Source organism: Kitasatospora sp. NPDC001159 (genome assembly GCF_053598235.1).
The window spans coordinates 1-24,357 of the sequence record NZ_JBSFJV010000111.1; the positions used below are offsets into that span (position 1 = coordinate 1).

A 24,357-nucleotide genomic window follows, 5' to 3' on the forward strand; every position below is an offset into this window, starting at 1 on the left:
GTGTTCGCCCACTACTCGAACATCGACGCCCAGGGCTTCCGTGAACTCCTGGAGGGCCAGAAGGTGACCTTCGACATCGTGCAGGGCCAGAAGGGCCCGCAGGCGGAGCACATCCGCCCCGCCTGACAGCAGCGCATGAGCGGGCGCCCCGCACGTACCCGCGTGCGGGGCGCCTCTGCGTCTGCGCCGGCACCCGCACCCTTCTCGGTGGCCGCACCCGGAAATTCGCAAGAGCCCGTCCCGAGAAGGGCGCCAGGCCGTGCTGCCGCTCTTCGTTCCACAAGGCCGGTGCTGCTCGGCACGTGTGCCCCGGGCGAGCCGGCTTTGGCGTGGGTGGCCGTCCAGGCCGGGCTGCCGGGGCCGGTGGGCGGCACCGAGGGGAACCGGGGGCCTGACCCACTGCGCCGGACGCTGGCTGGCACGGGCTGCGCGCTCGACGGCTTCCGTGCGGTCGAGCTGGCGGGGCTCACACCTGCCGAGCGCATCCGCGTGCCGGCGGCCGGATGCACAGAGCGCCGACCGGGGCCACCGTGGGGGTATGGATCTCATCGCACTGCTGGAGCTGGACGGACCGGCGAACGTACGGCTCCTCACGGCCGAGGGACTGCCCGCCACACCGCATGCACCTGGGGTCCGGGTCCACGCCGCCGCCCGCACGCCCACCCCGGCGGAGTCCGCCCTCTGCGGGCTGTCGACCCGCGGCATGCAACCCGGCTCACAGCACCCCGCCGCACCGGGTGACCCGTGGTGGCCGCCGCGCTGGCACCGACACGCCTGCCCGGTCTGTGGCACCACCGTCACCGGCCTCGCCAGAGACAGCCTTCCCTGACGGCACCTCCGACCCGGGCACCGCATCGACGACCGCCGGCACGAGGGATGACAGCGCCGCCTGAGCCCCGTCCGCTTGAGCCCCCGGCCGCCCCGGTCTTGTCAGGCGACTTCTGCGACCCACGCGAGGAGCAATCACTGTGGCCGCGGACTACGACGCCCCGCGGCGCACCGAGGACGACGACGAGAGAGCCTCGAAGAACTGAAGTCCCGCCGTGAGGAGCGGCGGCCCGGCCCGGCAGGCCTGGACGAGACCGAAGAGGCCGAGACCGTGGAGCTCCCCGGCGCCGATCTCTCCGGGAGGAGCTGACCATCAAGGTCCTGCCGGAACAGCCGGACGAGTTCGTCTGCGCGACCTGCTTCATGGTCCACCACCGCAGCCAGCTCGCCCACACGGACGACCAGGGCAGCGGCACGGCGTGAAGGCACATGTGCCCGCCCGACTCCGTTACAGCGGTCAGCGGCCTGGCCGCCAATCAAGCGATCACGCCCGGATTGATAACGGCTTCTCATGTCACACCTCGTTCGTGCCTCGACAACTCCACCGTGCCCACCAGGAGCGGTCCTGTCCAAGGCCCGGTGGCCTCTGCGTGACAGGGCCACCCAGCCCTGTCTTCGGCGGTGGCTCAGGCCCCGGTCCGGATCGTGCGATACGAATTCGCGGACAGGTCAGAGCCGTTGGCGGTGGCAAGTGTTCGTTCGGATCGCGATGGCCAGGCCGGCGCAGCAGGAAGAAGGAGGGTTGGACGATGGCCGGCGAACTGCTCCACAAGCACCCGCACTGGTGGCCGCCGTTCGTGGAATGGTTCGAAGACTTCCCCGTCGAGCTGCGCACGTCCCCGGATGAGCACATCATCCGGGTTGAGGAGTCGCAGGAGAACGGAACCTACGTGGTTAGGGCGGAGCTTCCGGGGATCGACCCTGCAAAGGACGTCGAGATCACCATCGAGGGTGGTGTGCTGACCGTCCACGCCGAACGCACCGAGGATAAGAAGGAGAAGCAGCGCTCGGAGTTCCGCTACGGCTCGTTCACCTGCAGTGTCCGGCTGCCGGACGGGGTGAAGGAGCACCTGGTCCTCCGACGTCCTCCCGGCTGACTTGGCAACGCTTCGCCTGCGCGCCGTCCCGACGGTACGCAGGTCCGGCGGACATGATCGGGACGACGTGCATCGTCCGATGACGAGCGAGAGCAGGAGGTTCCTGATGGCCGTTGCCGGATTGTCCTTCGATGTGGTGAGCATCGAGAAGCCCGATGATGTGAATGTGATCATCGGTCAGTCGCACTTCATCAAGACCGTGGAGGACCTGCACGAGGCAATGGCCGGGGTGGGCCCGCACCTGCGCTTCGGAATCGCCTTCTGCGAGGCGTCCGGCGCCTGCCTGGTCCGCCGGTCCGGCAACGACGGCGAGTTGGTGCCGCTCGCGGTACGCAACGCGCAGGCGATCGGGGCCGGCCACTCCTTCGTGATCCTGCTGCGTGGCGGCTACCCGGTCAACGTCCTCAACGCCGTCAAGCTTGTGCCCGAGCTGTGCGGCATCTTCTGCGCGACCGCCAACCCGGTCGATGTCCTGCTGGCCGTCACCGATCGGGGCCGCGGCGTGATCGGCGTGATCGACGGCGTACCCCCGGTCGGGGTCGAGACCGATGAGGACGCCGCGGACCGCCACAGCCTGCTGCGCCAGATCGGTTACAAGCTCTGAGTTTGGCGTCCTGTCTCCTGCCCGGTCGCATGCCTTCGGCACCTGTGCCTGGGCCCGCTGAGTGCTGTCAGGCTTCTGCCACGACGTGGACGGATACTTCGGTGCCGGTAGATCCTCTCGGCGACGGGTGGGATCCGGTCCACCCATTGCCGAGAAACGGCTGTCGGGTGTCCCGATCTGCCGTCGGTACTGCGATGCGTAGACGGCAGGTCATGCCGCCTCACCTCCCCGCCCCGGTGAGGAGGACTTTAGCCGGACGAGCGGATGGCGACAGCGGTTTCCCGAACGACGGCTTCGGACAACGGCGTTGGTGCGGCCGGTGGCGGGGTGGGGCCAGTGGGCGTGCAGGTGGTCGATGACGAAGTCGTGGCCGTGGCGCCAGCCGTTTGGGGTGTGGCTGGCGCCGGCGAGGTGGGGGTGCCCGGTGGGGCGGTCGTGGTGGACGTGGCGCAGGCCGGCGGGCGCGCGGCGCGGTCGCCGCGCGCCGCAGCAGCCGAGGCAGCAGGAGCGCGGTGAGCATCGACCCGGCACCGTACGCGCCGAGGGCCAAGGAGGCGGCGCCCGCGGTCCTGTCGAAGTGGCCCTGGACGAGGAGGACGTTGTTGACGAAGACGATGGCGCCACCACGGCGCCCGGAGTCCGGGTGCGGCCGGGCGGTGCGCTTCACGCGGTCGGAAAGTCAGGAGCCCTGGGCGGGGAGCAGTTGCTCTCCCCGCCCAGGGCTCCTGCGGCGCACGGGCGGCCTCGCCGGCCCGGTGGGCGGTCAGACGTCGTGGTTGTACACCACGGTGACGGGGGCGTGGTCGGACCAGCGCTCGGCATGGGTGTCGGCGCGTTCGACGTACGCCTCGACCGCCTTGGCGGCGATGCCGGGCGTTGTACAATGCAGGTCGATCCGCCAGCCCGAGTCGTTGTCGAAGGCGCGGCCGCGGTAGGACCACCAGGAGTAGGGGCCGGTGCGGTCGGGGTGGAGGGCGCGGACGACGTCGACGTAGCCGGCCTCGTCGTAGACGCGGGAGAGCCAGGCGCGTTCCTCGGGGAGGAATCCGGCGGACTTCTGGTTGGCCTTCCAGTTCTTGAGGTCCTCGGGGCGGTGGGCGATGTTCCAGTCGCCGCAGACCACGACCTCACGGCCGTCGGCGGCGGCGCGGGCGCGCAGGGCGGTGAGGTGGTCGAGGAATTCCGCCATGAAGCGTTCTTTCTCGTCCTGGCGTTCGGTGCCGACCTCGCCGGAGGGGAGGTAGAGGCTGGCGACGGTCAGGCCGGGCAGGTCGATTTCGACATACCTACCCGCATTATCGAATTCCTCCGATCCGAATCCGATCGCGGTGCGCTGCGGCTCCTTGCGGGAGAGGATGGCGACGCCGGCCCGGCCCTTGGTGGCGGAGGGGGCCCAGACCGTGTGCCAGCCGTCCAGGTCACGCAGCTCGACGGGCAGTTGTCCGGGCTCGGAGCGCACCTCCTGGAGGCAGATCACGTCCGCCTCGGTTCCGGCCAGCCATTCGACGAAGCCCTTCTTGGCCGCCGCCCGGATTCCGTTCACGTTCACACTCGTCACCACGATCACCCGGGCAGCCTACCGACTGGCCCAGCCCGCCCCGAAGTGTGACGCGCTGCGGCGGGCGGTGCCGAGCCGCCCGTAAACAGCTGTCGTGAACGCGGCATGAATCTCCGCGACAGCCGTGCCAGGCCCTGTCATTGGTCTTGACCATCTCTGGAGGCAGCACCTAGGGTCGCTTACTGCAAGGACCTTTAATAAAGAAGGACGGATAAAGGCCCGCTCTCCCACCTGCCGCAACAGCGGGCAGCGGGCCCGGGATCCGCCCTCCTTGTCAGGGCGGACAGAAGCAGGGTGGAGGACACGGTGGGAACGACAGGACAGCTTTCGTCGGTGCCGGAACCGAAGTACTGGCACCTGCGCACGGTGCTGCTGCGGGCCATCGACTCGGAGTTCTCCACCGGCCAGGTCCTGCCGAACGAGCGTGAGCTCGCCGCCCGCTTCGGTGTGGCCCGGGCCACGCTGCGGCAGGCGCTCGACCAGCTGGAGCTGGAGGGCCGCCTGGTCCGGCGCCGGGGGATCGGCACCCTGATCGCTGCCCCGCGGGTCGGCGTCCCGGTGAACCGGCAGGAGGAGGGCTGGCCCGGCGCCGGCCGCAGCCAGGCCTGGCGCACCGTCGACTGCACCACCGCCCCCGCCTCCGCGCAGCTGGCCAAGAACCTGGGCATCGCCGAGGGCTCCACCGTGCACACCGTCCGCCGGGTCCGCATGGTCGAGGGTCGTGCGATGGCGAGTGAGTCGCTGCACGTCCCGGCCTCCGCGCTGCCGCACCTGCCCGGCTTCCGGGCCGAGAGCGACCGCGCCCGCTCGGTGCTGCGCCAGCTGGAGCGCCTGGAGGTCGACGGGGAGTCCCGCGCCGTCGAGCTGGGTGTCGCCGAGGCCGAGGAGGCCCTGCTGCTGGAGCGTCCCCCGGGCACGCCGGTGCTGGTCATGACCACCCAGTACGCCTCCGCGGGCCGTCTGGTGGCGCTCGCCGTCGCCACGTATCGGGCGGACACCTGCAAGCTGACCTTCGGCGAGACCGGCCTCGTCGAGGTCGCCCCGGTCGGCGCGGCGGCTGAGGTCCGCACCGCCTCCTGAACCATTTCCCGACACCCTCAGACAAAGGCCCGGACGCCCAAGTGGCGTCCAGGCCTTTGTCGTTGACGATGGGCGGGGCCGGGCCCCGTCAGATCCGGGGCGGGTCGACGGCGAAGAGCTGGTCCTCGACGTGGTCCAGGGCGACCCGCAGGGCGCCCATCGCGACGACCTCCGAGCCCAGCGCCGCCAGCGCCACCTCGGGGGCGCGCAGGGTGAACTGGGACAGCCGCTCGCGCAGCGGTTCCAGCACGCCGTCCAGCCCGGCCGCCCAGCCGCCGATCACCACCAGCTGCGGGTCGATGGCCAGCACCAGCGCCGCGACGCCCTGCACCAGGCGGGTGAGGAAGCGGTCCATGGCGACCTTGGCCACCTCGTCGCCCTCCCGGGCCAACCGCAGCACACGGGCGACCGCGGCCTCGTCCAGCGGGTTGAGCGGCTTGCCGGTGGTGGAGAGCAGCTTCTCCGGGGTGACCTCCTGGCCGAGCAGGTGCAGTGCGCCGATCTCGCCGGCCGCGCCGCCGAAGCCGCGGTGCAGCCTGCCGTTGATCAGCGAGCCGGCGCCGGGGCTCAGGCCCGCCATCACGAAGACCACGTCATCGGCGCCGACCGCCGCACCCTGCCAGTGCTCGGCGATGGCGGCGAGGTTGGCGTCGTTCTCGATCAGGACCGGGCAGCGGAACGAGCGGCGCAGCCGGGCACCGAGGTCCAGGCCGGTCCAGCCGGGCATCGCGGTGCCGAGCTGGACGGTGCCCTCGCGGTCCACGATGCCGGGGGTGCCGATGCCGACGGCCCACAGGTTGTCGCGGGAGATCCCGGCCCTGCGCAGCACCTCGGCGACGGCGGTGCGGACGGCGGCGAGCCGGTCCTCGGCCTCCAGGGTCTCTTCCACCGGCTTGAAGTGACTGCCCACCACCTCGCCGGTGAGGTCGGCGAGGATGACCCGGATGTCGTGCACGCCGACCTCGATGCCGAGGATGTGTCCGGCCTCGGCACGGAAGCGGAACCAGCGGGCCGGGCGGCCGCGGCGGCCGGTGCCCGACTGGCCGTCCTCCCGGGGTTGTTCGACCTCGGCCACCAGCCCGGTCTCGACCAGACCCTCGATCACGCCCTCGACGGTCGGCCGGGAGAGCCCGGTCTCGCCGACGAGCTGAGTGAGGGTCACGGAGTGGCCGGCCCGCAGCGCCCGAAGCGTGACCGCCGCGTTGATCCGCCGCAGCAGCGAGGAGTCTCCTCCGGTGAGCCGATCCGCCAATGCGATGCCCTTCGCCGTTCGCGCGACTGCCCTGGCGCGCGGTGTCGAGTGCGCGGAGCCCACCGAATGGCCCGCGGGGTGGTGCCCCCGGGACGCGGCACGGGCGGCGCGGAGCCGCCTGCACCAGGGCCGGAAGGCTGGGGCCTGTCCGATGCGATCAGCCCGGACCGGAGCCTACCCGGGTACCGCCCGGCGCGGCGAGGATGCCCGCAGCTCATCCGGGCTTCGGTATCGAAATGGTACGGACCGGGTGGTGGCGCGTGATCGGGCCCTAACCGCGATCAGGGCAGTACCGGTCGGTCACGGACGGCCCGTGACCCGGGCGCCGCCCCTACCGACCAGCTGAGCGCACGGACCGACGGCGCGCACCGCCCGGAGCGCCTGCGCTGAACGCACCGACCAGCGCGAGCGCACCGACAGCAGCGAGCCGACGCTCAGCCAGGAGCACGCCGACAGTGCGCTGAGGACCGAGCCGGCCGAGCCGATCGACAGCACACTGCCGACCGACCCGACGGAGAGCACGGAGCCGACCGAGCCGACGGACAGCAGCGAGCCGATGGAACCGATGGAGGCGATCGAGCCCAGTGAGGCCCGGGAGCGGATCGAGCGCACGGAAGCGGCCATACGCCCGATCGTAGCCGTGCCTAGTCGATCCTGGCGGCGAACAGTCGCTGCCCCAGCAGCCCCATGGGGTGCCCGTCCTCCGGCAGTGTGAGGACGGTCGGGCAGCCGGCGGCGCTGAGTGTGGCCTGCCAGTGTTCGGCCGGGTGGGCGGTCGGGCCCTGGGCGTCGCCGGTGATCAGCTGGTCGAGCTGTTCGACGGTGGGTGCGAACAGCAGCAGCCGGCCGCCGGAGGAGAGCAGTTCGACCAGTGCCGCGACCTCCCCCTCCGGCCGTCCGGTGGCGGTGGCGACCACGACGTCGTAGCGGCCGCCGTCGGGGGCGAGGTGGTGGTCGGCGTTCTGCCGGGGGCGGGCGGCCAGGGCGCGGGTGATGGCGGTCTCGGCGCCGTCGCGGTCGAGTTCGAGGATCCGCAGCGGCTCCGGCCCGTCGTGGGCCTCGGCGGTGCCGCGCACCAGCGCGCCGACGGCGGCGCCGAGGTAGCCGCGGGCGGCGGCCCAGCGGACCGGGGCGGCCGGGCGGGGAGCCTCCTCGCCGGTGATCAGCCGGGGCAGCCGCAGCGCGCCGCGCCGTACCCGGTCGAGCACGGCGGCGGGGCCGAGCCCGTCGGCCCAGGCCTCGGTGGCGGGGCGCCAGGCCTCCCGTACCTCGGCGGCGGTCAGTTCGGGTGCGCCGTGGAAGAGCGGGCCCTGGGCGCCGCCGTCCTGGCGGGTGATCAGGCCGTGCCGGGCGAGGGCGTCCAGCCAGCGGCCGACCCGGGGGCGCTGGGCGGGGGTGACGAGGGCGGTGGCGAGCAGTTCGGGCTCGGAGCAGCCACGGGCGGGGTCGGTGAGCACGCCGGCCTGCTGGAGGGTGTGCAGCAGCGCGGTGAGGACGGCCCGGTCGAGGTGGGCGCCGAATTCGGTGACCTGCTCGGCGGTGACGCCGATGCTGTGCTTCCAGGCGACGGCGGTGGCGGCCTCCGCATCGGCGCGCAGCCGGCGGTCGGCGGCCTCGGCCTGGCTGTGCGGGGCGCGGACGTGCGCGAGGACGGCGCCGAGCGCGTCGACGGCGGCGTAGACGTCGTCCTGCCGGGGCTCGGGCCCGACGTGCAGGACCAGTCGCAGGGCGGCGAGGTCGTGCTCGGCGAGGCCGGGATGCCGGCTGATCCGCCACAGCAGCGTGGAGGGCAGGCTGAGGTGGGTGATGCCGTTGGCGGCGAGGGCGGCGAGCTGCTCGTCGGCCTGCTGCTCGGGGTCGGCGCAGTGCACGGTGCCGCCGGCCAGCAGGGTGGCCAGGGCGAGTTCGACGGCGAGGTCGGTGGCGGGGTGCAGCACGGTGTGCCGGATCGGCGGCGGGCCGAGGACGCCCGCCCAGTGCCGCAGCCGCTGCTCGGCGGTCCGGGCGGCGGAGGGCGGCAGCGCGGCGTGTTCGGCGACGCGTTCGGCGAGGGCCCGGGGCAGGCCACCCGGCGGGGAGACGCCGAGCAGCAGGCCGATGCCGCTGATCGCGCGCCCGTCGGCGACGACGGCGGGCCGGTCGCCGAGCTCGCGCAGCGCGCTGACCAGCGCAGGGGTCGAGGCCAAGGTGATCACTCCGGGGTGCAGGGGAGAAGCCGCACTACTGAACCATGCGTCCGGGCCGGAAGCGGCCGCCTACGGGTCAAAATTCCGTAATGATTTTCATATCGGCCAACCAAGCCGATGGAGTGACTTCGGCACGAAGGTGCCGGAACTTCACATTCCGGAACCCTTGCGCGAACTCTTGACAGGTGGTTCGGGCGCTGGGTTACTTGGCCTGGGCTTGCCCTGACCGAACGATCGGTAGGGCCTCCTGGAGCGGCCGACCTGCGAAGGAGCGACGATGACCGGCAGCGCACCCGACCCGCGCCGACGCCTGGGGGAGCCGATTCCACCCGCACTCCTCGACGCCGGGGAGCGAATGAGCGTCGACGAACTGCGCGCCCACCAGCTCGACCGGCTCCGGGCCACCCTGCGGCACGCCTACGACAACGTCGAGCTCTACCGCCGCAAGTTCGACGCGGCCGGCGTACGCCCCGAGGACTGCCGCACCCTGGACGACCTCGCCCGCTTCCCCTTCACCACCAAGGCCGACCTGCGCGAGGGCTACCCCTTCGGGATGTTCGCCGTCCCGATGGAGCGGGTCCGCCGGATCCACGCCTCCAGCGGCACCACCGGGCGCCCGACCGTGGTCGGCTACACCGAGAGCGACCTCTCCATGTGGGCCGACGTGGTCGCCCGCTCGATCCGCGCGGCCAGCGGCCGACCCGGTCACAAGGTGCACATCGCGTACGGCTACGGGCTGTTCACCGGGGGCCTCGGCGCCCACTACGGCGCCGAGCGGGCCGGCTGCACCGTCATCCCGGCCTCCGGCGGCATGACCGCCCGGCAGGTCCAGCTGATTCAGGACTTCCGGCCCGAGATCATCATGGTCACCCCGTCCTACCTGCTGACCCTGCTGGACGAGTTCGAGAAGCAGGGCGTCGACCCGCGCGCCAGCTCGCTGAAGGTCGGCATCTTCGGCGCCGAGCCCTGGACCGAGGAGATGCGGCGCGAGATCGAGGACCGGCTGGACCTGCACGCCGTCGACATATACGGCCTCTCCGAGGTGGTCGGCCCCGGCGTCGCCCAGGAGTGCGTGGAGACCAAGGACGGACTGCACATCTGGGAGGACCACTTCTACCCGGAGGTGGTCGACCCGTTCACCGACGAGGTGCTGTCGGAGGGCGAGGCCGGTGAGCTGGTCTTCACCTCGCTCACCAAGGAGGCGCTGCCGGTCATCCGCTACCGCACCCGCGACCTCAGCCGGCTGCTGCCGGGCACCGCGCGGCCGTCCTTCCGGCGGATGGAGAAGGTCACCGGGCGCAGCGATGACATGATCATCCTGCGCGGGGTGAACGTCTTCCCGACCCAGATCGAGGAGATCCTGCTGCGCACCCCGGGCGTCGCCCCGCACTTCCAGCTGAGGCTGAGCCGGCAGGGGCGGCTGGACCGCATGGCAGTGCGGGTCGAGGCCCGCCCGGAGGCGTCCGTCGAGCAGCGGGAGGCGGCGCGGGCGGCGATCGTCCGGGCGGTGAAGGACGGCGTGGGTGTGACGGTCGCGGCCGAGGTGGTGGATCCGTACACGCTGGAGCGCTCGGTCGGGAAGATCAAGCGGGTGATCGACGAACGCGGCTGAGCCGACGGGTCGTCGACGGGCGCGGCTGAGCCGACGGGGAGTCGGAGGCGCACGGCTGTCCGGGGGGTGAGGCCGTGCGCCTCCGACGTCTACAGAAATGTAGACGGTTGATCGGGTGGCCGTCCAGCCGGACCCGATGGACGCTTGCCCGGCAAGAGAGAGACCCCTGGTGCGCTCATTCGGCGCACCAGGGGTCGTGAGGGCGGGCAGCCCTTTGCACACTCGAAGGCAGGGGTGGACTCCTACCGGAGAGGCATCCTCTTGACTCCCTCCCCAGCTGAAGCAAGGGGATTCTTCCCTCGCGGGTCGATCTTTCTGCTTCAACGACAGCAGCTGCCCCGAATTGACGGCCAGGGACGTTGGCGCGCCCAGCAGTCCTACGCCAGCTCCACGGACCTGACATCCCGCCGGCCCGGCGGTAGGTCGACCGACGCCCGGTTCTCGCCTCGATCGGCGGCACAAGCGCTACTACCTGTTCGAATTCTTCCGCCAGCAGGGGAAAAGAACCCTCCTGCCGGAGCGGCAAGGTTTCCTTGGAGGCACCAGATGAGCAACGGGCTTCGCCGGGCCCTCGCGGTGGCCGCAGTGGTTTTCCTCGGCCTGGGCGCGGCGTCCTGCGGCACTGCCAAGCAGGCCTCCAGTGGCGGTGCCTCGGTCGGCGCGAGCGGCGGTGCGGTGGGAGCCGTGCGGATCGGCCTGCTGCTGCCGGAGAGCAAGACCACCCGCTACGAGCAGTTCGACCGCCCGCTGATCGAGCAGAAGATCAAGGAGCTGGCACCGGAAGCCCAGATCGACTACTACAACGCCAACCAGGACGCGACCCTCCAGCAGACCCAGGTGGACACCGCCCTGACCAAGGGGGACAAGGTCCTGATCCTGGACGCGGTGGACTCCAAGTCGATCCAGTCCTCGGTCCAGAAGGCCCACGACGCCGGCGTCAAGGTGATCGCCTACGACCGCCTGGCCCAGGGCCCGGCCGACGCGTACGTCTCCTTCGACAACCACAAGGTCGGCCAGCTGCAGGGCCAGGCCCTGGTCTCGGCTGTGGGCGCCAAGGCGGACGCCGGCGAGATCATCATGATCAACGGCTCGCCCACCGACCCCAACGCGGCCGACTTCAAGGCCGGCGCGCACAGTGCCATCGACGGCAAGCTGAAGATCGGCAAGGAGTACGACACCCCGCAGTGGGACCCGAACACGGCCAACCAGGAGGCCGCGGCGGGCATCACCGCGATCGGCCCGGCCAGGGTGGTCGGCATCTACTCCGCCAACGACGGCATGGCCGCCGGTATCGCCACCGCGCAGAAGGCGGCCGGGATCAACACCCCGCTCACCGGCCAGGACGCCCAACTCGACGCCATCCAGCGGATCGTGGCCGGCACCCAGACCATGACGATCTACAAGCCGTTCAAGCCGGAGGCCGAGGCAGCGGCCGAGCTGGCCGTCGCCATGGCCGCAGGCGGGATCCCCGCACCCACCCTCGTGCCCACGACAGCGACCAACGGCAGCAACCACAAGGTGTTGGCCAACCTGATCACCCCGATCGTGGTCAACAAGGACAACATCAAGACCACCGTGGTCCAGGACGGCCTCTACACCGTCGCCCAGATCTGCACGCCGGACTACGCCGCCGCCTGCACCGCGGCCGGCCTCCAGTAGTCCCGCGAACCCCGACACGAGCGCGCCCCGCCTCCATTCCGGACGCGGGGCAAGGGAGTTGGTCACTGTGGCAGGTGAGACCGTACTGGCCCTGCGCGGGGTCTCCAAACGGTTCGGCGCCGTCCAGGCGCTCACCGACATCGAACTGGAGGTGCACGCGGGCGAGGTGGTGGCCCTGGTCGGCGACAACGGCGCCGGCAAGTCCACCCTGGTCAAGTCGATCGCGGGCGTGCACCAGCCGGACGACGGCGTCATCGAGTGGCAGGGCAGGCCGGTGACCATCCACCGCCCGCAGGAGGCCCAGCAGTTGGGCATCGCCACGGTCTACCAGGACCTCGCGCTCTGCGACAACCTCGACGTGGTCGGGAACCTCTTCCTCGGCCGCGAGATCCGGCGCTTCACCATCCTCGACGAGGTCGCGATGGAGCGGCGCTCCCGGGCGCTGCTGGACACCCTCTCCATCCGCATCCCCAGCGTGCGGATCCCCGTCGCCTCGCTCTCCGGCGGCCAGCGCCAGGTCGTCGCGATCGCCCGCGCGCTGATCGGCTCGCCCAAGGTCGTGATGCTGGACGAACCCACCGCGGCGCTCGGCGTCGAGCAGACCGCCCAGGTGCTCGACCTGGTCGAGCGGCTGCGCGAGCAGAACCACGGCGTGATCCTGATCAGCCACAACATGGCGGACGTGATGGCCGTGGCGGACACCGTCGCGGTGCTGCGTCTGGGCCGCAACAACGGCGTCTTCGACAAGCGCTACACCAACCAGGAAGAGATCATCTCGGCCATCACCGGCGCCACGGACAACGCCGTGACCCGCCGCAAGGCCCGTGGCCAGGAGGGTGCCCTGTGAGCGAGAACATCCCCGGGAGCGCCCCCGGCGGCGGACCCGAGCGCCATCGCGTCCCGCTGCCCGAGGACAGCATGCCCAGGGGCGGCGTCAACGCGCCCGTCCCGGTGGCCCCGGAGGCGACCCCGGCGGTCGACCCCCGGCTGATCGTGCGCGAGGAGGGCATCAAGGGCTACGTGGGCGAGTTCCGCCGACGCATCAGCAGTGGCGAACTCGGCTCGCTGCCCGTGGTGCTGGCCCTGATCGTGATCTGGGCCGTGTTCGGCAGCCTCAACAGCAGCTTCCTCTCCGCCCAGAACCTCTCCAACCTGTCCCAGCAGATCGTCGGCACCGGCATGATCGCGATCGGCGTGGTCTTCGTCCTGCTGCTCGGCGAGATCGACCTGTCGGTCGGCTCGGTCAGCGGCCTCTGCGCGGCGATCTACGCCGTCCTGAACGTCACCAACGGCGTCAACCAGTGGGTCGCGCTGCTCACCGCCCTCGTCGGCGGCGCGGTGGTCGGCGCGATCCAGGGCATCTTCTTCGCCAAGGTCGGCGTGCCCGCCTTCGTGGTCACCCTCGCCGGCAACCTCGGTTGGAACGGCCTGATGCTGCAGGTCCTCGGCAGCACCGGCACCGTCAACCTCTCCGGCGACGACATCGTCTCCCGGCTCTACAGCACCATCTACGCCCAGCAGATCGCCGCCTACGGCACAGCGGCGATCGGCGTGGCGCTGTTCCTGGTCGCGTCGCTCTTCGACGCGCGCAGGCGCCAGGCCGCGGGCGTTCCGTCCCGGCCGGCCGCCGACATCGTCCTGCGCACCGTACTGCTCGCCATCGTCGCCTTCCTCGCCGCCTACACGCTCAACCAGTACAAAGGGCTGCCGCTGGCACTGCTGATCTTCCTGATCTTCATCGTGGTGCTGGACTTCGTGCTGCGCCGCACCGGCTACGGCCGACAGGTGTTCGCGCTCGGCGGCAACATCGAGGGCGCCCGCCGGGCCGGTATCAACGTGGCCTGGATCCGGATCACCGTCTTCGTCATCTGCTCCACCATGGCGGCCGTCGGCGGCCTGTTCCTGGCCGCGCAGATCCAGTCCGCCAGCCAGACCTCCGGCGGCGGCAACCTGCTGATGAACGCGATCGCGGCGGCCGTCATCGGCGGCACGAGCCTGTTCGGCGGGCGGGGCAAGACCTGGTCGGCGCTGCTCGGTGCGCTGGTGATCGGGTCGATCCAGTCGGGGATGAACATCCAGGGCCTGAGCAACGCCATCCAGTTCATGATCACGGGTGCGGTGCTGCTGGCCGCCGTCGTGGTCGACTCACTGGCCCGCCGCACCCAGAAGGCCGCCGGTCGGGCGTGAGCGAGCGGTGGGGGTACCCCGGCCGGAGGCCGGGGGAGAGCGAACCATCGAAAGGTGCGTAGTGCCCGAAGCGCCTGCCGAGCGTAGCGAGGCGGGCGCATGGGTGCCGCGCTGGCCCTATGCTGCGGGCATGCCGACTGAGCTGCGAACTCTTCAGGTGGGCGCCGACCTTGCCTTCATCCGGCAGGAGACCGAGCTGTTGCCCGTCCCCTTCGTGCCCGAGATCCGTCTGCACATGGCGGAGGACGCCATCGCCCTGTGGGAGACCACCGAGCGCGAGCGCGGCGAGGCCGGACTGCCGCCGCCGTTCTGGGCGTTCGCCTGGGCCGGCGGGGTGGCGGTCGCGCGCTACGTCCTCGACCACCCCGAACTGGTCGACGGGCGGCGGGTGTTGGACGTCGCGGCCGGGTCCGGACTGGTCGGGGTGGCGGCCGCGCTGCGCGGCGCCACGGTCGTGCGGGCGGCCGAGATCGACGCCTACGCGGTGGCCGCGATCGGACTGAACGCCGAGGCCAACGGCGTGCGGGTGGACGGCGTGCTGGTGGACCTGGTGGACGGGGACGGCACGCCGGCCGAAGTGGTGCTGGCCGGGGACGTGTTCTACGAACGGGCCATGGCCGCGCGCTTCCTGCCGTTCCTGGAGCGGGCCGCGGCGCGCGGGGCCACCGTGATCGTCGGGGACCCGGGGCGGGCCTACCTGCCGCGGGAGCGCTTCACGGCGGTGGCGGCCTACCAGGTGCCGGTGGTGGCGGACCTGGAGGACACGGCGGTGAAGACCACCACGGTGTGGCGGCTGGGCTGACCGTCCGTGCCGTGAAATTCCGGGCGGCGCAACGAAAGGGACTGCTAGACAGGCTGCCATGACCGATGAGATCGCGCTGCGCGCCGCCGTCCCCGACGAGATCCCGGCCCTGCTCGCCCTCTGGGCCCGGGCCGCCAAGGGCACCAGCATCACCGACGACGAGGCGGGCGTGGCCGCGCTGCTCGCCCGGGACCCGGACTGCCTGATCGTCGCCACCCCGGCCGACGACCAGGCGACCCTGCTCGGCACCGTGATCGCCGGCTGGGACGGCTGGCGCTGCCACCTGTACCGCCTCGCCGTCGACCCCGAGCACCGTCGCCGGGGCATCGGTGCCGCGCTGCTGGCGGCCGCCGAGGAGCGCTTCGCCGCACTCGGCGGCCGCCGGGCCGACGCGATGGTGCTGGACGAGAACACGCTCGGACACCGCACCTGGCAGGCCGCCGGCTACCGGCCCGAAGCGCAGTGGAGCCGCTGGGTCAAGCCGCTGCCCGCCTGATCCCCCGCATCCCGCCTGATCCCACCCCTCCGTCCGGACGGCCGCCGAGCGCTGGCGGCCGTCCTCGGCGCATGGTCCGCTGGGCCCGATGCGTGTGTGAACGGCTGCGATCCGTCACGCGATCGAACCCGTCCACCCGAAGGGGACCACCATGACCATGACCGAGAACGACCTCAGGCTCACCTCGACCGAGGCCGCCGCCGACGTGCTGGCCGGCCTGAGCGACTTCGAGCAGGCCCTCGCCTTCTACCACCAGCACCTGGCGCCGGCCACCGCGATCAACCTGTCCGTCGCGGAGAACGTCCTGCTGTACCAGCAGTCGATGGACGCGGACGTCTTCAAGAAGATCCGGCTGATCCCCGAGCGGAACATCCAGTACATGGCCGCTGCCGGTGTCCCGGAGCTGCGCCAGCAGGTCGCGGACCTGCTCGGCCGGGCGTTCGGCCGCACCGTCTCGAAGGACGACGTCTTCGGCTGCGCCGGCGTCTCGTCCGCGCTGGAGTGCATCGCCTTCGGGCTGATGCGCAAGGGCGCGGGCACGCCAGCCCTCAAGCCGAAGGACGAAGTGCTGATCCCGGCGCCGTACTGGCAGGGCTTCAACTGGTCCTTCGAGGAACGGCCCAAGCTGAAGTGCGTCCCGGTGAACCTGCCCACCGAGGGCAAGGATCGGTACCGGCTCACCCTGGACCTACTCATCGAGGCCTACGAGGCGCGGCAGAAGGCCGGCCACCGCCCGCGGCTGCTCGTCCTCACCAACCCGCACAACCCGCTGGGCGTCAACTATGACAAGAAGCTGCTCGAGGACATCTACAACTGGGCGATGACCTACACCGACATGCACATCATCTCGGACGAGATCTACTGCCACTCCCAACTCAACGGCTCCACCACGCCGTTCACCAGCGCGGTGACGCTGGGGGCGTACCGGGAGTTCGCCAACCGGATCCACGTGGTGTGGGGCTTCGCCAAGGACTTCGGGCTGTCCGGCTTCCGCACCGGCTTCGTGCTCTCCAGGAACCCGGCGGTGCACCGGGTCATGCTGGGCAGCAAGGACCCGGCCGAACGGACCCACCCGCTGCCCTGGTTCACTCCGTTCGACTCGCTGAAGACCTACGTCCTCGGGGAGTTGCTCAGCGCCCGTCACGACGGCGAGCACTACACGACGTACGCGATGAAGAAGTACCCCGGGCTGCTCAGCGACAGCTTCCGCGCGGTCAAGGGCGCGCTGGACCAGGCCGGGATCAAGTACGTCCACCGGGACGGGGACAACTCCGCGATGTTCTTCTGGCTGGACCTCACCAAGTACCTCGGCAAGCGCGCGGACCAGGGCCACGCCGAACTGCCGGTCATCGGGCCGGACGGCCTCGACCCGAACGAGGAGTGGCTGTTCAACTACCTCGCCGCCAAGCCCACCGAGGTGAGCCTGCTGCCGGGCGGCGTCATGCACAACCCCGTGCCGGGGTTCTACCGGCTCTGCTTCACGGCCCGCCCGTCCAAGGACGTGGTGGACGCGGTGGGGCGGATGGCCGCGGCACTCGGCAAGTTGAATTGACCGGCTGCGGCACCCGGGGCGCGTCCGCCCCGGGCGCCGTCGTTGTCAGCCGCGCAGGTCGGCCAGCCAGGCCTCGACCTCGTCGGAGCGGCGGGGGAGGGCGGCGGAGAGGTTCTCGTTGCCGTCCTCGGTGACCAGGATGTCGTCCTCGATCCGCACCCCGATGCCCCGGTACTCCTCCGGCACCGTCAGGTCGTTGGGCTGGAAGTAGATGCCCGGCTCGACGGTGAGCACCATGCCCGGCGACAGCTGCCCGTCGACGTGCTCCTCGGTGCGCGAGTGGGCGCAGTCGTGGACGTCGATGCCCAGCATGTGGCCGGTGCCGGCCAGGGTGAAGCGGCGGTGCAGGCCCAGCTCGTACACCTTGTCCGCGGTCAGGTCGCCGAACAGGCCCCAGGCGGTGAGGTGTTCGGCGAGCTCGCGCTGCGCCGCGTGGTGGAAGTCGCGGAAGTCCGCGCCGGGCCGCACCGCCGCGATGCCGGCCTCCTGGGCGGCGTACACCGCGTCGTAGACCTTGCGCTGCAGCTCGGTGAAGCGGCCGGAGACCGGCAGGGTACGGGTCACGTCGGCGGTGTAGAGGTTGTCGGTCTCCACGCCCGCGTCGAGCAGCAGCAGGTCGCCCGGGCGGGCCCGGCCGGTGTTGCGCACCCAGTGCAGGGTGGTCGCGTGCGGACCGGCCGCGGCGATGGTGCTGTAGCCGACGTCGTTGCCCTCGATCCTGGCCCGGAGGAAGAAGGTGCCCTCGATCAGCCGCTCCGGCGTCTCGGAGTCGGTGCCGAGGACGCGCACCACGTCCTCGAAGCCGCGCGCGGTCGCGTCACAGGCGAAGCGCAGCTCGGCGATCTCGAACTCGTCCTTGACCAGGCGCAGTCCGGAGAGGAAGACCTCGAACTCGGCGTCCCGCCCGGCCTTCGCCCGGTCCTGGAGCGCGGCCTCCACCCCCGTGTCGTGCCCGCGCAGCACCCGCACCGGGCCGGTGGCGGCGCCCAGGTCGGCGCGCACGGTGCGCACGTCCCGGCAGGGCAGGCCGAGCAGCCGCTCGCTCTCGGTCAGGCTGTTGCGGCGGCCGTCCCAGAGCTCGCCGTGGGTGTCCAGCCAGAACTCGCCGTTGTCGGTCCGGGAGCGGTCGCGCAGGTAGAGCACGGCCCGGTGGCCGCTCTCCCCGGTGGGCTCCAGCACCAGCACGCCGTCCTGGGACTGGTCGCCGGTCAGGTAGGCGTAGTCGGAGGACGGGCGGAACGGGTAGTCGGTGTCGTTGGCCCGCACCTTGGGGTTGCCGGACGGGACCACCAGCAGCTCGCCGGGGAAGGCGGCGGACAGCGCGGCGCGCCGGCGCTTGGTGTGCGCGGCCTGCGGGATCGGCTCCAGGGTGCGGCGCTCGGTGTCGGCCCAGCCCTGCTTCATGTTCTCGGCGAGTTCCTCGGTCACCCCGCGGGTGAGACCGTTCTTCCGGTACTTGATGGGCTCGGTGGGCTCGGTCACTGCGGACTCTCCAGATGAGGGCGGGGATGCGGCGCGCTTCGCTACGCTGACCTGCCTGGTACGTAACAAGCGTTTTGTACGCTATATCGAACCAGGGTCCGAAGAGAAGAGGTCGAGTGTGACAACTCCGAGGGATCGGTACGGGGCCTCCTCACCGCGAACCTGAAGCGGGTCCGGGCGCAGCGCAAGGCGACCCTCTCCCAGCTGGAGTCCGGCACCGGGAACCCGACCCTGGAGACCGTGCTCGGGCTCTCCCGGGTGCTCGGCGTGCCGATCTCCGACCTGTCGAGGGACAGCCCTCCGGCGAGGTGACGGTGGTGCGGGCCGCCGACGCCGAGGTGCTGAGCGGACGCGGCGTCGATCTGCGCCCGCTGCGCCGAATCGAGGCCGGGGACACGGTGTTCGAGGTCTACGACCAGCAGGTGCGCACCGACGGCACCCAGATCTCCGGCGGTCATACCGGCACCGAGCACACCATCGTCCAGGCCGGCCGGCTGCGGGTCCGGGCGGGCCGCTGCGAGGTCGAGCTCGGCCCGGGCGACTACGTCGGCTTCGACGCCTCACTGCCGCACTCCTACACCGCCGTGGACGGCGGACCGGTGCGCTCGTTGCTCCTGCTGGAGCACCGGGCCGAGCAGCGGCTGCACCTGGCCGAGGCGGCCGAACGGCCGGCGCCGGGCCACGGGCAGCCCCGGCCGGGCCGCAGGCACTGGCCGGCCCCGGTTCGACGCCCGAGCTCCTTCGTTCGGTTTACGGAACGAACTGGCCCTGAGGCCCCCACTCCCCTCGTGGTGGGGGCCCCGGGGCGCCGACCCCGGGAAGGATGCCAACCTCGGCGGGCGGCCGGCCATGCATTAGCCTCTGGGCCTAAAGGTCAAGAAAGCGCCAGGTCAGGGCATCGCGGGGAACGGGGGAGGGTTCGTGCTCGCACTCAGGTTCGGGATCGCGGACCTCGCCAACACCCGCTTCGCCGTCTCACCGCTCGACCACCTGCTGACCGGCACCGCCCGGCAGGGCGTGCACGAGTGCCTCGGACTGCGGCGCGACCGCTGGTGGCGGGAGATCCGGCGGCACGTCCCGCACCGCGCCGCCCCCTTCCTCGACCTGGTCAACGCCAGCGCCGCCGGCGTCCCCAACTTCATGGGCGCGGACCTCGAGGCCGCCCGCCGCCAGCTCACCGACGAACTCGACGCCGTCCTCGCCGTCACCCAGCAGACCTTCGAGCAGGACCTCGCGATGTACGGCAGCGAGGCCGAACTGCCCGCCACGCTCGCCCGGTTGCGCGACGACGGCACCCGCGGCCTGCGCCGGATCACCGACGGCGCCTGGGCCCTGTTCCGCACCTGCCTCGCCCCCGACTGGCCCGAGATCCGCCGCCAGCTGGAGGCCGACATCGCCGAGCGCGCCCGCACCGCGGCCCGCGCCGGCATCGGCGCGATGCTCGACTCGCTGCACCCGAACGCGCGCTGGCGCGACGAAGGAGTACTGGAGTGCGCCCTCGGCGACTGGTCGGGCGACTTCACCCTGGGCGGGCGCGGGCTGGAGCTGCGCCCCAACTACTTCGTGCAGAACGGCATCGGCCTGCTGGTGGCCGAAGGCCGCCAGAGCCTGCTGGTCCACCCGATCGGCTCCCGGGGCGCCGCCACGGCGAAGCCGACGCCCCCGACCGCCGACGGCCTCACCGCCGTCCTCGGCCCCGCCCGCGCCCGCGCCCTGCGCGCCATCGAGGGCGGCCCCTGCTCCACCACCGAACTCGCCCGGCTGCTCGGCATCACCCCGCCCTCCGCCTCCGTGCACGCCGCCGCCCTGCGCGCCGCCGGGCTGATCACCACCCAGCGGGAGGGCAAGCAGGTCCGGCACGCGCTCAGCGAGGTCGGGCGCGACCTGCTGCTCGACAACCCGGAGGTCGCGCGGGCGGGTTAGGGGCGTCGTCCGGGCGGCCGCCAAAAGTGGCGGGGATGGATGGTGTACGGAAGTGTTCTCCTCGCAGCGAGGGGTTCGGCCCTTGTGCATCCACCGCACGATCTCTGCAAGGAGAGTCGCCATGAGCACTCCTAAGCCCGGCATGAGCGGCGCCGACGTCAAACTGGACGAGCAAGGCCGCATCGTCATCACCTCGCCCGCGCTGGCCCAGGCATTCATGGGCTCAGACGGCAACATTCCCTTCGACCCCTCGCCAGGCACCCACGTCACCAATGTCTGCCCCAACCTGGTCGCAGGCTGCGGCAGCCCCGTCCGTGAGGTGTAGCCGGACGGTCTGGCCCGGGAGGCCGCACCAATGACGCAGACCCCCACCGCGCCCGGTGCACGGCGGACCACCTCCCCGGCGTTCCAGGAGCAGCTCGCGGCGTCCCTGACGAACGAGACCCTGCACCTGATCGTCCTCCCCACCGAGCAGTGCAACTTCCGCTGCACCTACTGCTACGAGGACTTCGCCGTCGGGCGGATGGGCCCGGCCACGGTCAGCGCCCTCAAACGGCTGATCGACCGGCGCGCGGCGGGTCTGCGGCGCCTGGACGTCTCCTGGTTCGGCGGCGAGCCGATGCTGGCACGCGGCATCGTCGAGGAGGTCTCGTCCCACGCGGCGCAGTTGGCCGCCGGCCGGGCCGACCTCGGCTATCGCGCCAACATGACCACCAACGGCTACCTGCTCGACGCCCAGGCCGCCCGTCATCTGGCGGCTCTCGGCGTCGACCAGTACCAGATCTCCCTGGACGGCCCGGCCGCCACGCACGACACGACCAGGCTCCGCGCGGACGGCCGCGGCTCCTTCGACCGGATCTGGCGCAACCTGCTGGCGATCAGGGACAGCGGCCTGCCGGTCGGCGTCCTGCTGCGGGTCCACCTCACCCCCGCCAACCTGCCGCTCATGCCCGAGTTCCTGGCGACGCTGCGCGACACCTTCCTGCGGGACGAGCGGTTCACGCTCCACCTCAAACCGGTGGAGCGGATGGGCGGGCCGAACGACGCGGCGATGGAGATCCTCTCGTCGCACGCCCGCCGCCGCACCCTGGAGGAGCTCACGGCCATCGCCTACGAAGGCCTTCCGACGCCGCGCGTCGACGGCCTGCCCGTCTGCTACGCCGCGCGCCCCAACTCGCTGGTGATCCGGGCCGACGGCACCGTCGCCAAGTGCACGGTGGCCTTCTCCGACCCGGCCAACACGATCGGCCGGCTGCTGCCGGACGGCACCCTGCGGATCGACAACGGTCTGCTGGCGCCGTGGGTGCGCGGCTGGGCGGCCGGTGACGAGGACGCGGTGCACTGCCCGTACCGGGGCATGCCGCGCCGCCGGACGCCGGCCCTGCTGCAGATCGGGACCACCCGCCCGGCATAGCGGAGCGCCCGTACGGCATGATGATCACCATGACGGACGGACTGACCCGGCTCGCGGAGCCCAGCTCGATGGGGCGGCCCGAGTGAGGCGCCGACGTCATCACTCGTAGGCTGCGGAACGGGGGAGTGGACGAGATGCGCGAGCCGGGCACGGAGTTCGGCTGCGCGGCCTGCTACGGCGAGGACGCGCAGGCGGTGTACGGGCGGCAGCGCGAGGGCTTCGCGCACGAGACGGCGGTGGTGGCCGACTCACACTTCGCCGTGTCCGTCCGGCGCTGCCTGGCCTGCGGGCAGCGGTTCGCCTGGATCTGGACCGAGTTCACCGACTGGTCGGGCGGGGACGACGCCTCCTACGTCACCATCCTGCCGCTCACCGACGCCGAGGCCGCCGCCCTGACGGCCGGCACCCTGGCCCCCCTCGACCTCGGCCCGCTCGGCGAGGGCCGCCGCCACCTGCACAGTGACCGGCCGAGCGGCGGGCCGGCCCGCCTGCACTGGGGGACCGGCCCGTTCCCGGTCCAGGAAGGCCACTGACGCCTCGAACGGGAGCGCGGTGCCGCGTTCGGCGCACGGGGAGGTCGTCCCGGGGGATCGGACGACCTCCACGGCGCGGTCCTCAGGCCGTCCGGATCACGGCGCCGAGGTCAGGCCGCTGAGAGGCCTTAGCGGTTGGTGTGGGTCGACCAGAGCGCCGGGCCGTTGCCGTAGTTCGAGTAGACGACCACGTTGCCGTCGGTCTGCACGGCCAGGATGCCGCCGGGGTAGTAGTGGCCGCCGCTCTGGCCGTCCATGCTCCAGAGCGGTTCGCGGTGTCGTACGCGACCAGGTTGCCGTCGGTCTGCATGCAGAGCTGCTGGGCCTGGTACAGGGTGCCCGGGAACTGGTAGGTCGGCGAGCCCGCGTACGAGACGACGATGTTGCGGTCGTTCTGGAAGGTCAGCTGGGTGTTGCCGGCCTGGATGTAGTGGTTCTGGCTCAGGCACTGGCCCGGGTAGAGGATCGAGCTGCCCGCCGGGGCGTCGGCGTTCGCGGTGCCGGTCCCGGCCACTCCGATGGCGAGGGCCAGGGCGGCGACCGTGCCGAGGGCAGCCTTCTTGATGGTCTTCACGGGGTGATTCCCTCCGTAGTCGGTGAGGTGTTGCGTGGACCTCCCGGTCCGCGCTGAGCTCCACAGTCACCGACGTCGGTAGACGGTCTGCGAACGCTCTGCCGAGCCCGGCCGCGTCCGCCGGCCCGGCAACGGGTCGAGGCGTTGATCGGGTGTCTACCGGCTGCTGCGAGCGTGCGGGCGCTTTAGTCACACGTGAGCAAGGAGCGTCAGAAGTGTTTCGAACGGTTGTTGTCCGTACGGCGGTTGGCGGTGCGGCGGTTTTGGCAGCGGTGTCGGGTGCGTTCGCCGTGGGGGCGGCGGCTCCCGTACGGCACGGCTCGCCGACCGCGCCGCCCGCGCAGGCCTGCGACGGGTCGGACGACGTGCAGTGTCTGGCGAGCAAGGTCGCGTGGAACGGGACCGGCCTGGTCATCCGAGGTCGGTGACGATCCGGCGGTGGCCAGTGCGGTCAGCAGCGACTTCGCGTCGGCGGACTCCAGGGCGCTCAGCCGACTGAGCAGAAGGTGTGCCTCGGCTTCGTGAGTTCGCGCGACGGAGTGGTCGCCACGGGCGGTCATGGCGTTGGCCAACACCAGGTGGGCGAGAGCGCGTTCGCGCTGTCGCCCACCTTCCGTTGCCAGGCCCAGCGCCCGCTCCGCCTCCTGCACGGCCTCGTCGACCCGCCCGAGCAGGCGCAGGATGTCGGCGAGGCGGCTGTGGGCGGCCGACTCGCGGTCCAGGTCGCCGGCGGTGCCAGCGCAGCCGATGCAGGACCGCATCTGCGAGGCGGCGTCGTCGAGACGGCCCAGCACCTGGTCGGCGAGGCCGAGGACGTAGTGCACGTACGCGGTCATCGCGGCGTCGGCGGTGCCGTTGGGGTCGGCGAGGCGGCGGCAGGTGTCCGCCGCGTCCGAGGGTTGACCGCTGCGGATCCGGGACAGCGCCGCGTTCGCGGTGCTGGCCACCTCGACCGAACGGTGGCCCAATCGGCGGGCGAGCGCCGCCGCCTCGTCGAAGGCGCTGATCGCCTCCTCGTGCTGGGCCTGGGCCTGGGCGATCAGGCCCAGGTCGTTGAGGGCCTGCCGGAGTACGGCCGGGTCGGCCGCCTCCTCGCAGGCCCGAGCGGCCAGCCGAGCCTGCTCGGCGGCCTCGTCGAGCCGGGCGCGGCCAAGCAGAACCGTGCCCAGGAGGAACCGGGAACGGCCCTCCGCAGCACGGTCGTCGCACGCGGGTGCGGCTGTGATGAGGAGGCGGGCCGCCTCCTCCGCCCGGCCGCCGAAGGCACCGAGGCCGAGGGGGCTGAGGGCGATCAGGAGGTCGACGGCTGCGCGCAGCTTGGTCGATCCCTGCACGTGAGCCGTCAGGACGCCGCGGGAACGGACAACCCCTTCGGCCCGTGGCAGCTCGCCGGCAACTGACGGACCCATAGGAGAGCGGGCCGCGCAGATCCAGATCGCGGCGGGGATGCCGAGCCAGGAGGCGGCGCCGAGGTAGCGGAAGGAGTCGGGCAGGTTGACGATCGACTGGCCCTGAGAT

General features: G+C 71.7%; 23 protein-coding genes and 3 pseudogenes. 19 read left to right on the forward strand and 7 right to left on the reverse strand.

Annotation, left to right across the window (positions count from 1 at the left end; genetic code table 11):
• From ACWC9T_RS35055 to ACWC9T_RS35075, 5 genes and pseudogenes are all read left to right on the forward strand, one after another.
• On the forward strand, positions 1-126 hold a 126-nt coding region (locus ACWC9T_RS35055), incomplete at its 5' end, for a cold shock domain-containing protein (RefSeq protein ID WP_449825115.1).
• Between the two features lie 412 nt (positions 127-538).
• Entirely contained in the window at positions 539-829 is a 291-nt protein-coding gene (locus ACWC9T_RS35060) for a hypothetical protein (protein WP_449825095.1), read from the forward strand.
• Positions 830-968: 139 nt separating this feature from the next.
• Positions 969-1,251, forward strand: a pseudogene (locus ACWC9T_RS35065) (DUF4193 domain-containing protein).
• Between the two features lie 326 nt (positions 1,252-1,577).
• Positions 1,578-1,925, forward strand: coding sequence for an Hsp20/alpha crystallin family protein (locus ACWC9T_RS35070; RefSeq protein ID WP_449825096.1), 348 nt, complete (start codon positions 1,578-1,580; stop codon positions 1,923-1,925).
• Between the two features lie 106 nt (positions 1,926-2,031).
• Positions 2,032-2,529, forward strand: coding sequence for an adenosine-specific kinase (locus ACWC9T_RS35075; RefSeq protein ID WP_449825097.1), 498 nt, complete (start codon positions 2,032-2,034; stop codon positions 2,527-2,529).
• Between the two features lie 763 nt (positions 2,530-3,292).
• Here ACWC9T_RS35075 and ACWC9T_RS35080 read toward each other — a convergent pair.
• Entirely contained in the window at positions 3,293-4,096 is an 804-nt protein-coding gene (locus tag ACWC9T_RS35080; RefSeq protein WP_449825098.1) for an exodeoxyribonuclease III, read from the reverse strand.
• A gap of 297 nt (positions 4,097-4,393) precedes the next feature.
• Here ACWC9T_RS35080 and ACWC9T_RS35085 point away from each other — a divergent pair, with 297 nt between their 5' ends.
• Complete coding sequence (locus ACWC9T_RS35085; RefSeq protein ID WP_449825099.1) at positions 4,394-5,167, forward strand: GntR family transcriptional regulator; 774 nt, start codon at positions 4,394-4,396, stop codon at positions 5,165-5,167.
• A gap of 88 nt (positions 5,168-5,255) precedes the next feature.
• Here ACWC9T_RS35085 and ACWC9T_RS35090 read toward each other — a convergent pair whose 3' ends face one another.
• The 3 genes from ACWC9T_RS35090 to ACWC9T_RS35100 form a co-directional block, all read right to left on the reverse strand.
• Entirely contained in the window at positions 5,256-6,419 is a 1,164-nt protein-coding gene (locus ACWC9T_RS35090; protein WP_449825100.1) for an ROK family protein, read from the reverse strand.
• 300 nt (positions 6,420-6,719) lie between these two features.
• Positions 6,720-7,043, reverse strand: a complete 324-nt coding sequence (locus ACWC9T_RS35095; RefSeq protein ID WP_449825101.1) for a hypothetical protein — start codon at positions 7,041-7,043, stop codon at positions 6,720-6,722.
• Positions 7,044-7,063: 20 nt separating this feature from the next.
• Positions 7,064-8,605: a hypothetical protein gene (locus ACWC9T_RS35100; protein WP_449825102.1), complete on the reverse strand. Its 1,542-nt coding sequence runs from the start codon at positions 8,603-8,605 to the stop codon at positions 7,064-7,066.
• Between the two features lie 277 nt (positions 8,606-8,882).
• Here ACWC9T_RS35100 and paaK point away from each other — a divergent pair, with 277 nt between their 5' ends.
• The 7 genes from paaK to ACWC9T_RS35135 all read left to right on the forward strand — a co-directional run bounded on the left by paaK (position 8,883) and on the right by ACWC9T_RS35135 (position 16,913).
• Positions 8,883-10,217: a phenylacetate--CoA ligase PaaK gene (paaK, locus tag ACWC9T_RS35105; RefSeq protein ID WP_449825103.1), complete on the forward strand. Its 1,335-nt coding sequence runs from the start codon at positions 8,883-8,885 to the stop codon at positions 10,215-10,217.
• A 546-nt stretch (positions 10,218-10,763) separates the two neighbouring features.
• A complete protein-coding gene (locus ACWC9T_RS35110; protein WP_449825104.1) occupies positions 10,764-11,876 on the forward strand; it encodes a sugar ABC transporter substrate-binding protein in 1,113 nt (370 codons plus the stop codon).
• 67 nt (positions 11,877-11,943) lie between these two features.
• Positions 11,944-12,723, forward strand: coding sequence for an ATP-binding cassette domain-containing protein (locus tag ACWC9T_RS35115; RefSeq protein ID WP_449825105.1), 780 nt, complete (start codon positions 11,944-11,946; stop codon positions 12,721-12,723).
• A gap of 71 nt (positions 12,724-12,794) precedes the next feature.
• Positions 12,795-14,063, forward strand: a complete 1,269-nt coding sequence (locus ACWC9T_RS35120; RefSeq protein ID WP_449825116.1) for a sugar ABC transporter permease — start codon at positions 12,795-12,797, stop codon at positions 14,061-14,063.
• Between the two features lie 130 nt (positions 14,064-14,193).
• Positions 14,194-14,865, forward strand: coding sequence for a class I SAM-dependent methyltransferase (locus ACWC9T_RS35125; protein WP_449825106.1), 672 nt, complete (start codon positions 14,194-14,196; stop codon positions 14,863-14,865).
• Positions 14,866-14,923: 58 nt separating this feature from the next.
• On the forward strand, positions 14,924-15,361 hold the full coding sequence (locus tag ACWC9T_RS35130) for a GNAT family N-acetyltransferase (protein ID WP_449825107.1): 438 nt from the start codon (positions 14,924-14,926) through the stop codon (positions 15,359-15,361).
• A gap of 151 nt (positions 15,362-15,512) precedes the next feature.
• The gene (locus tag ACWC9T_RS35135) at positions 15,513-16,913 is read left to right on the forward strand and encodes a pyridoxal phosphate-dependent aminotransferase (RefSeq protein WP_449825108.1); all 1,401 of its coding nucleotides are present in this window, start codon (positions 15,513-15,515) and stop codon (positions 16,911-16,913) included.
• 45 nt (positions 16,914-16,958) lie between these two features.
• Here ACWC9T_RS35135 and ACWC9T_RS35140 read toward each other — a convergent pair whose 3' ends face one another.
• On the reverse strand, positions 16,959-18,395 hold the full coding sequence (locus tag ACWC9T_RS35140) for an aminopeptidase P family protein (protein ID WP_449825109.1): 1,437 nt from the start codon (positions 18,393-18,395) through the stop codon (positions 16,959-16,961).
• 231 nt (positions 18,396-18,626) lie between these two features.
• Between ACWC9T_RS35140 and ACWC9T_RS35145 the strand changes: the two genes are divergently transcribed.
• The 6 genes and pseudogenes from ACWC9T_RS35145 (at position 18,627) to ACWC9T_RS35170 (ending at position 22,265) form a co-directional block, all read left to right on the forward strand.
• The gene (locus tag ACWC9T_RS35145; RefSeq protein WP_449825117.1) at positions 18,627-18,707 is read left to right on the forward strand and encodes a hypothetical protein; all 81 of its coding nucleotides are present in this window, start codon (positions 18,627-18,629) and stop codon (positions 18,705-18,707) included.
• A 110-nt stretch (positions 18,708-18,817) separates the two neighbouring features.
• Positions 18,818-18,946 (forward strand): annotated as a pseudogene (locus ACWC9T_RS35150) (XRE family transcriptional regulator); the annotation flags it as partial.
• A gap of 370 nt (positions 18,947-19,316) precedes the next feature.
• Positions 19,317-20,318: an ArsR/SmtB family transcription factor gene (locus tag ACWC9T_RS35155; protein ID WP_449825110.1), complete on the forward strand. Its 1,002-nt coding sequence runs from the start codon at positions 19,317-19,319 to the stop codon at positions 20,316-20,318.
• Between the two features lie 121 nt (positions 20,319-20,439).
• Positions 20,440-20,643: a hypothetical protein gene (locus ACWC9T_RS35160; protein WP_449825111.1), complete on the forward strand. Its 204-nt coding sequence runs from the start codon at positions 20,440-20,442 to the stop codon at positions 20,641-20,643.
• Positions 20,644-20,673: 30 nt separating this feature from the next.
• Positions 20,674-21,732: a radical SAM protein gene (locus tag ACWC9T_RS35165; protein WP_449825112.1), complete on the forward strand. Its 1,059-nt coding sequence runs from the start codon at positions 20,674-20,676 to the stop codon at positions 21,730-21,732.
• Between the two features lie 125 nt (positions 21,733-21,857).
• Positions 21,858-22,265 (forward strand): hypothetical protein, encoded by a 408-nt coding sequence (locus tag ACWC9T_RS35170; protein ID WP_449825113.1) that lies wholly within the window; start codon positions 21,858-21,860, stop codon positions 22,263-22,265.
• A gap of 82 nt (positions 22,266-22,347) precedes the next feature.
• Here the strand turns inward: ACWC9T_RS35170 and ACWC9T_RS35175 are convergent, their stop codons facing one another.
• Both ACWC9T_RS35175 and ACWC9T_RS35180 read right to left on the reverse strand, forming a co-directional pair.
• Entirely contained in the window at positions 22,348-22,839 is a 492-nt protein-coding gene (locus tag ACWC9T_RS35175; RefSeq protein ID WP_449825114.1) for a hypothetical protein, read from the reverse strand.
• 209 nt (positions 22,840-23,048) lie between these two features.
• Positions 23,049-24,357 (reverse strand): annotated as a pseudogene (locus ACWC9T_RS35180) (hypothetical protein); the annotation flags it as partial.

What these genes read in the sequence shown, in the direction of transcription:
- ACWC9T_RS35060 (WP_449825095.1), top strand. Translation starts at nt 539, where the DNA reads ATGGATCTCATCGCACTGCTGGAGCTGGACGGACCGGCGAACGTACGG.
- ACWC9T_RS35070 (WP_449825096.1), top strand. Translation starts at nt 1,578, where the DNA reads ATGGCCGGCGAACTGCTCCACAAGCACCCGCACTGGTGGCCGCCGTTC.
- ACWC9T_RS35075 (WP_449825097.1), top strand. Translation starts at nt 2,032, where the DNA reads ATGGCCGTTGCCGGATTGTCCTTCGATGTGGTGAGCATCGAGAAGCCC.
- ACWC9T_RS35095 (WP_449825101.1), bottom strand. Translation starts at nt 7,043, where the DNA reads ATGGCCGCTTCCGTGCGCTCGATCCGCTCCCGGGCCTCACTGGGCTCG.
- paaK (WP_449825103.1), top strand. Translation starts at nt 8,883, where the DNA reads ATGACCGGCAGCGCACCCGACCCGCGCCGACGCCTGGGGGAGCCGATT.
- ACWC9T_RS35110 (WP_449825104.1), top strand. Translation starts at nt 10,764, where the DNA reads ATGAGCAACGGGCTTCGCCGGGCCCTCGCGGTGGCCGCAGTGGTTTTC.
- ACWC9T_RS35120 (WP_449825116.1), top strand. Translation starts at nt 12,795, where the DNA reads ATGCCCAGGGGCGGCGTCAACGCGCCCGTCCCGGTGGCCCCGGAGGCG.
- ACWC9T_RS35125 (WP_449825106.1), top strand. Translation starts at nt 14,194, where the DNA reads ATGCCGACTGAGCTGCGAACTCTTCAGGTGGGCGCCGACCTTGCCTTC.
- ACWC9T_RS35130 (WP_449825107.1), top strand. Translation starts at nt 14,924, where the DNA reads ATGACCGATGAGATCGCGCTGCGCGCCGCCGTCCCCGACGAGATCCCG.
- ACWC9T_RS35135 (WP_449825108.1), top strand. Translation starts at nt 15,513, where the DNA reads ATGACCATGACCGAGAACGACCTCAGGCTCACCTCGACCGAGGCCGCC.
- ACWC9T_RS35160 (WP_449825111.1), top strand. Translation starts at nt 20,440, where the DNA reads ATGAGCACTCCTAAGCCCGGCATGAGCGGCGCCGACGTCAAACTGGAC.
- ACWC9T_RS35165 (WP_449825112.1), top strand. Translation starts at nt 20,674, where the DNA reads ATGACGCAGACCCCCACCGCGCCCGGTGCACGGCGGACCACCTCCCCG.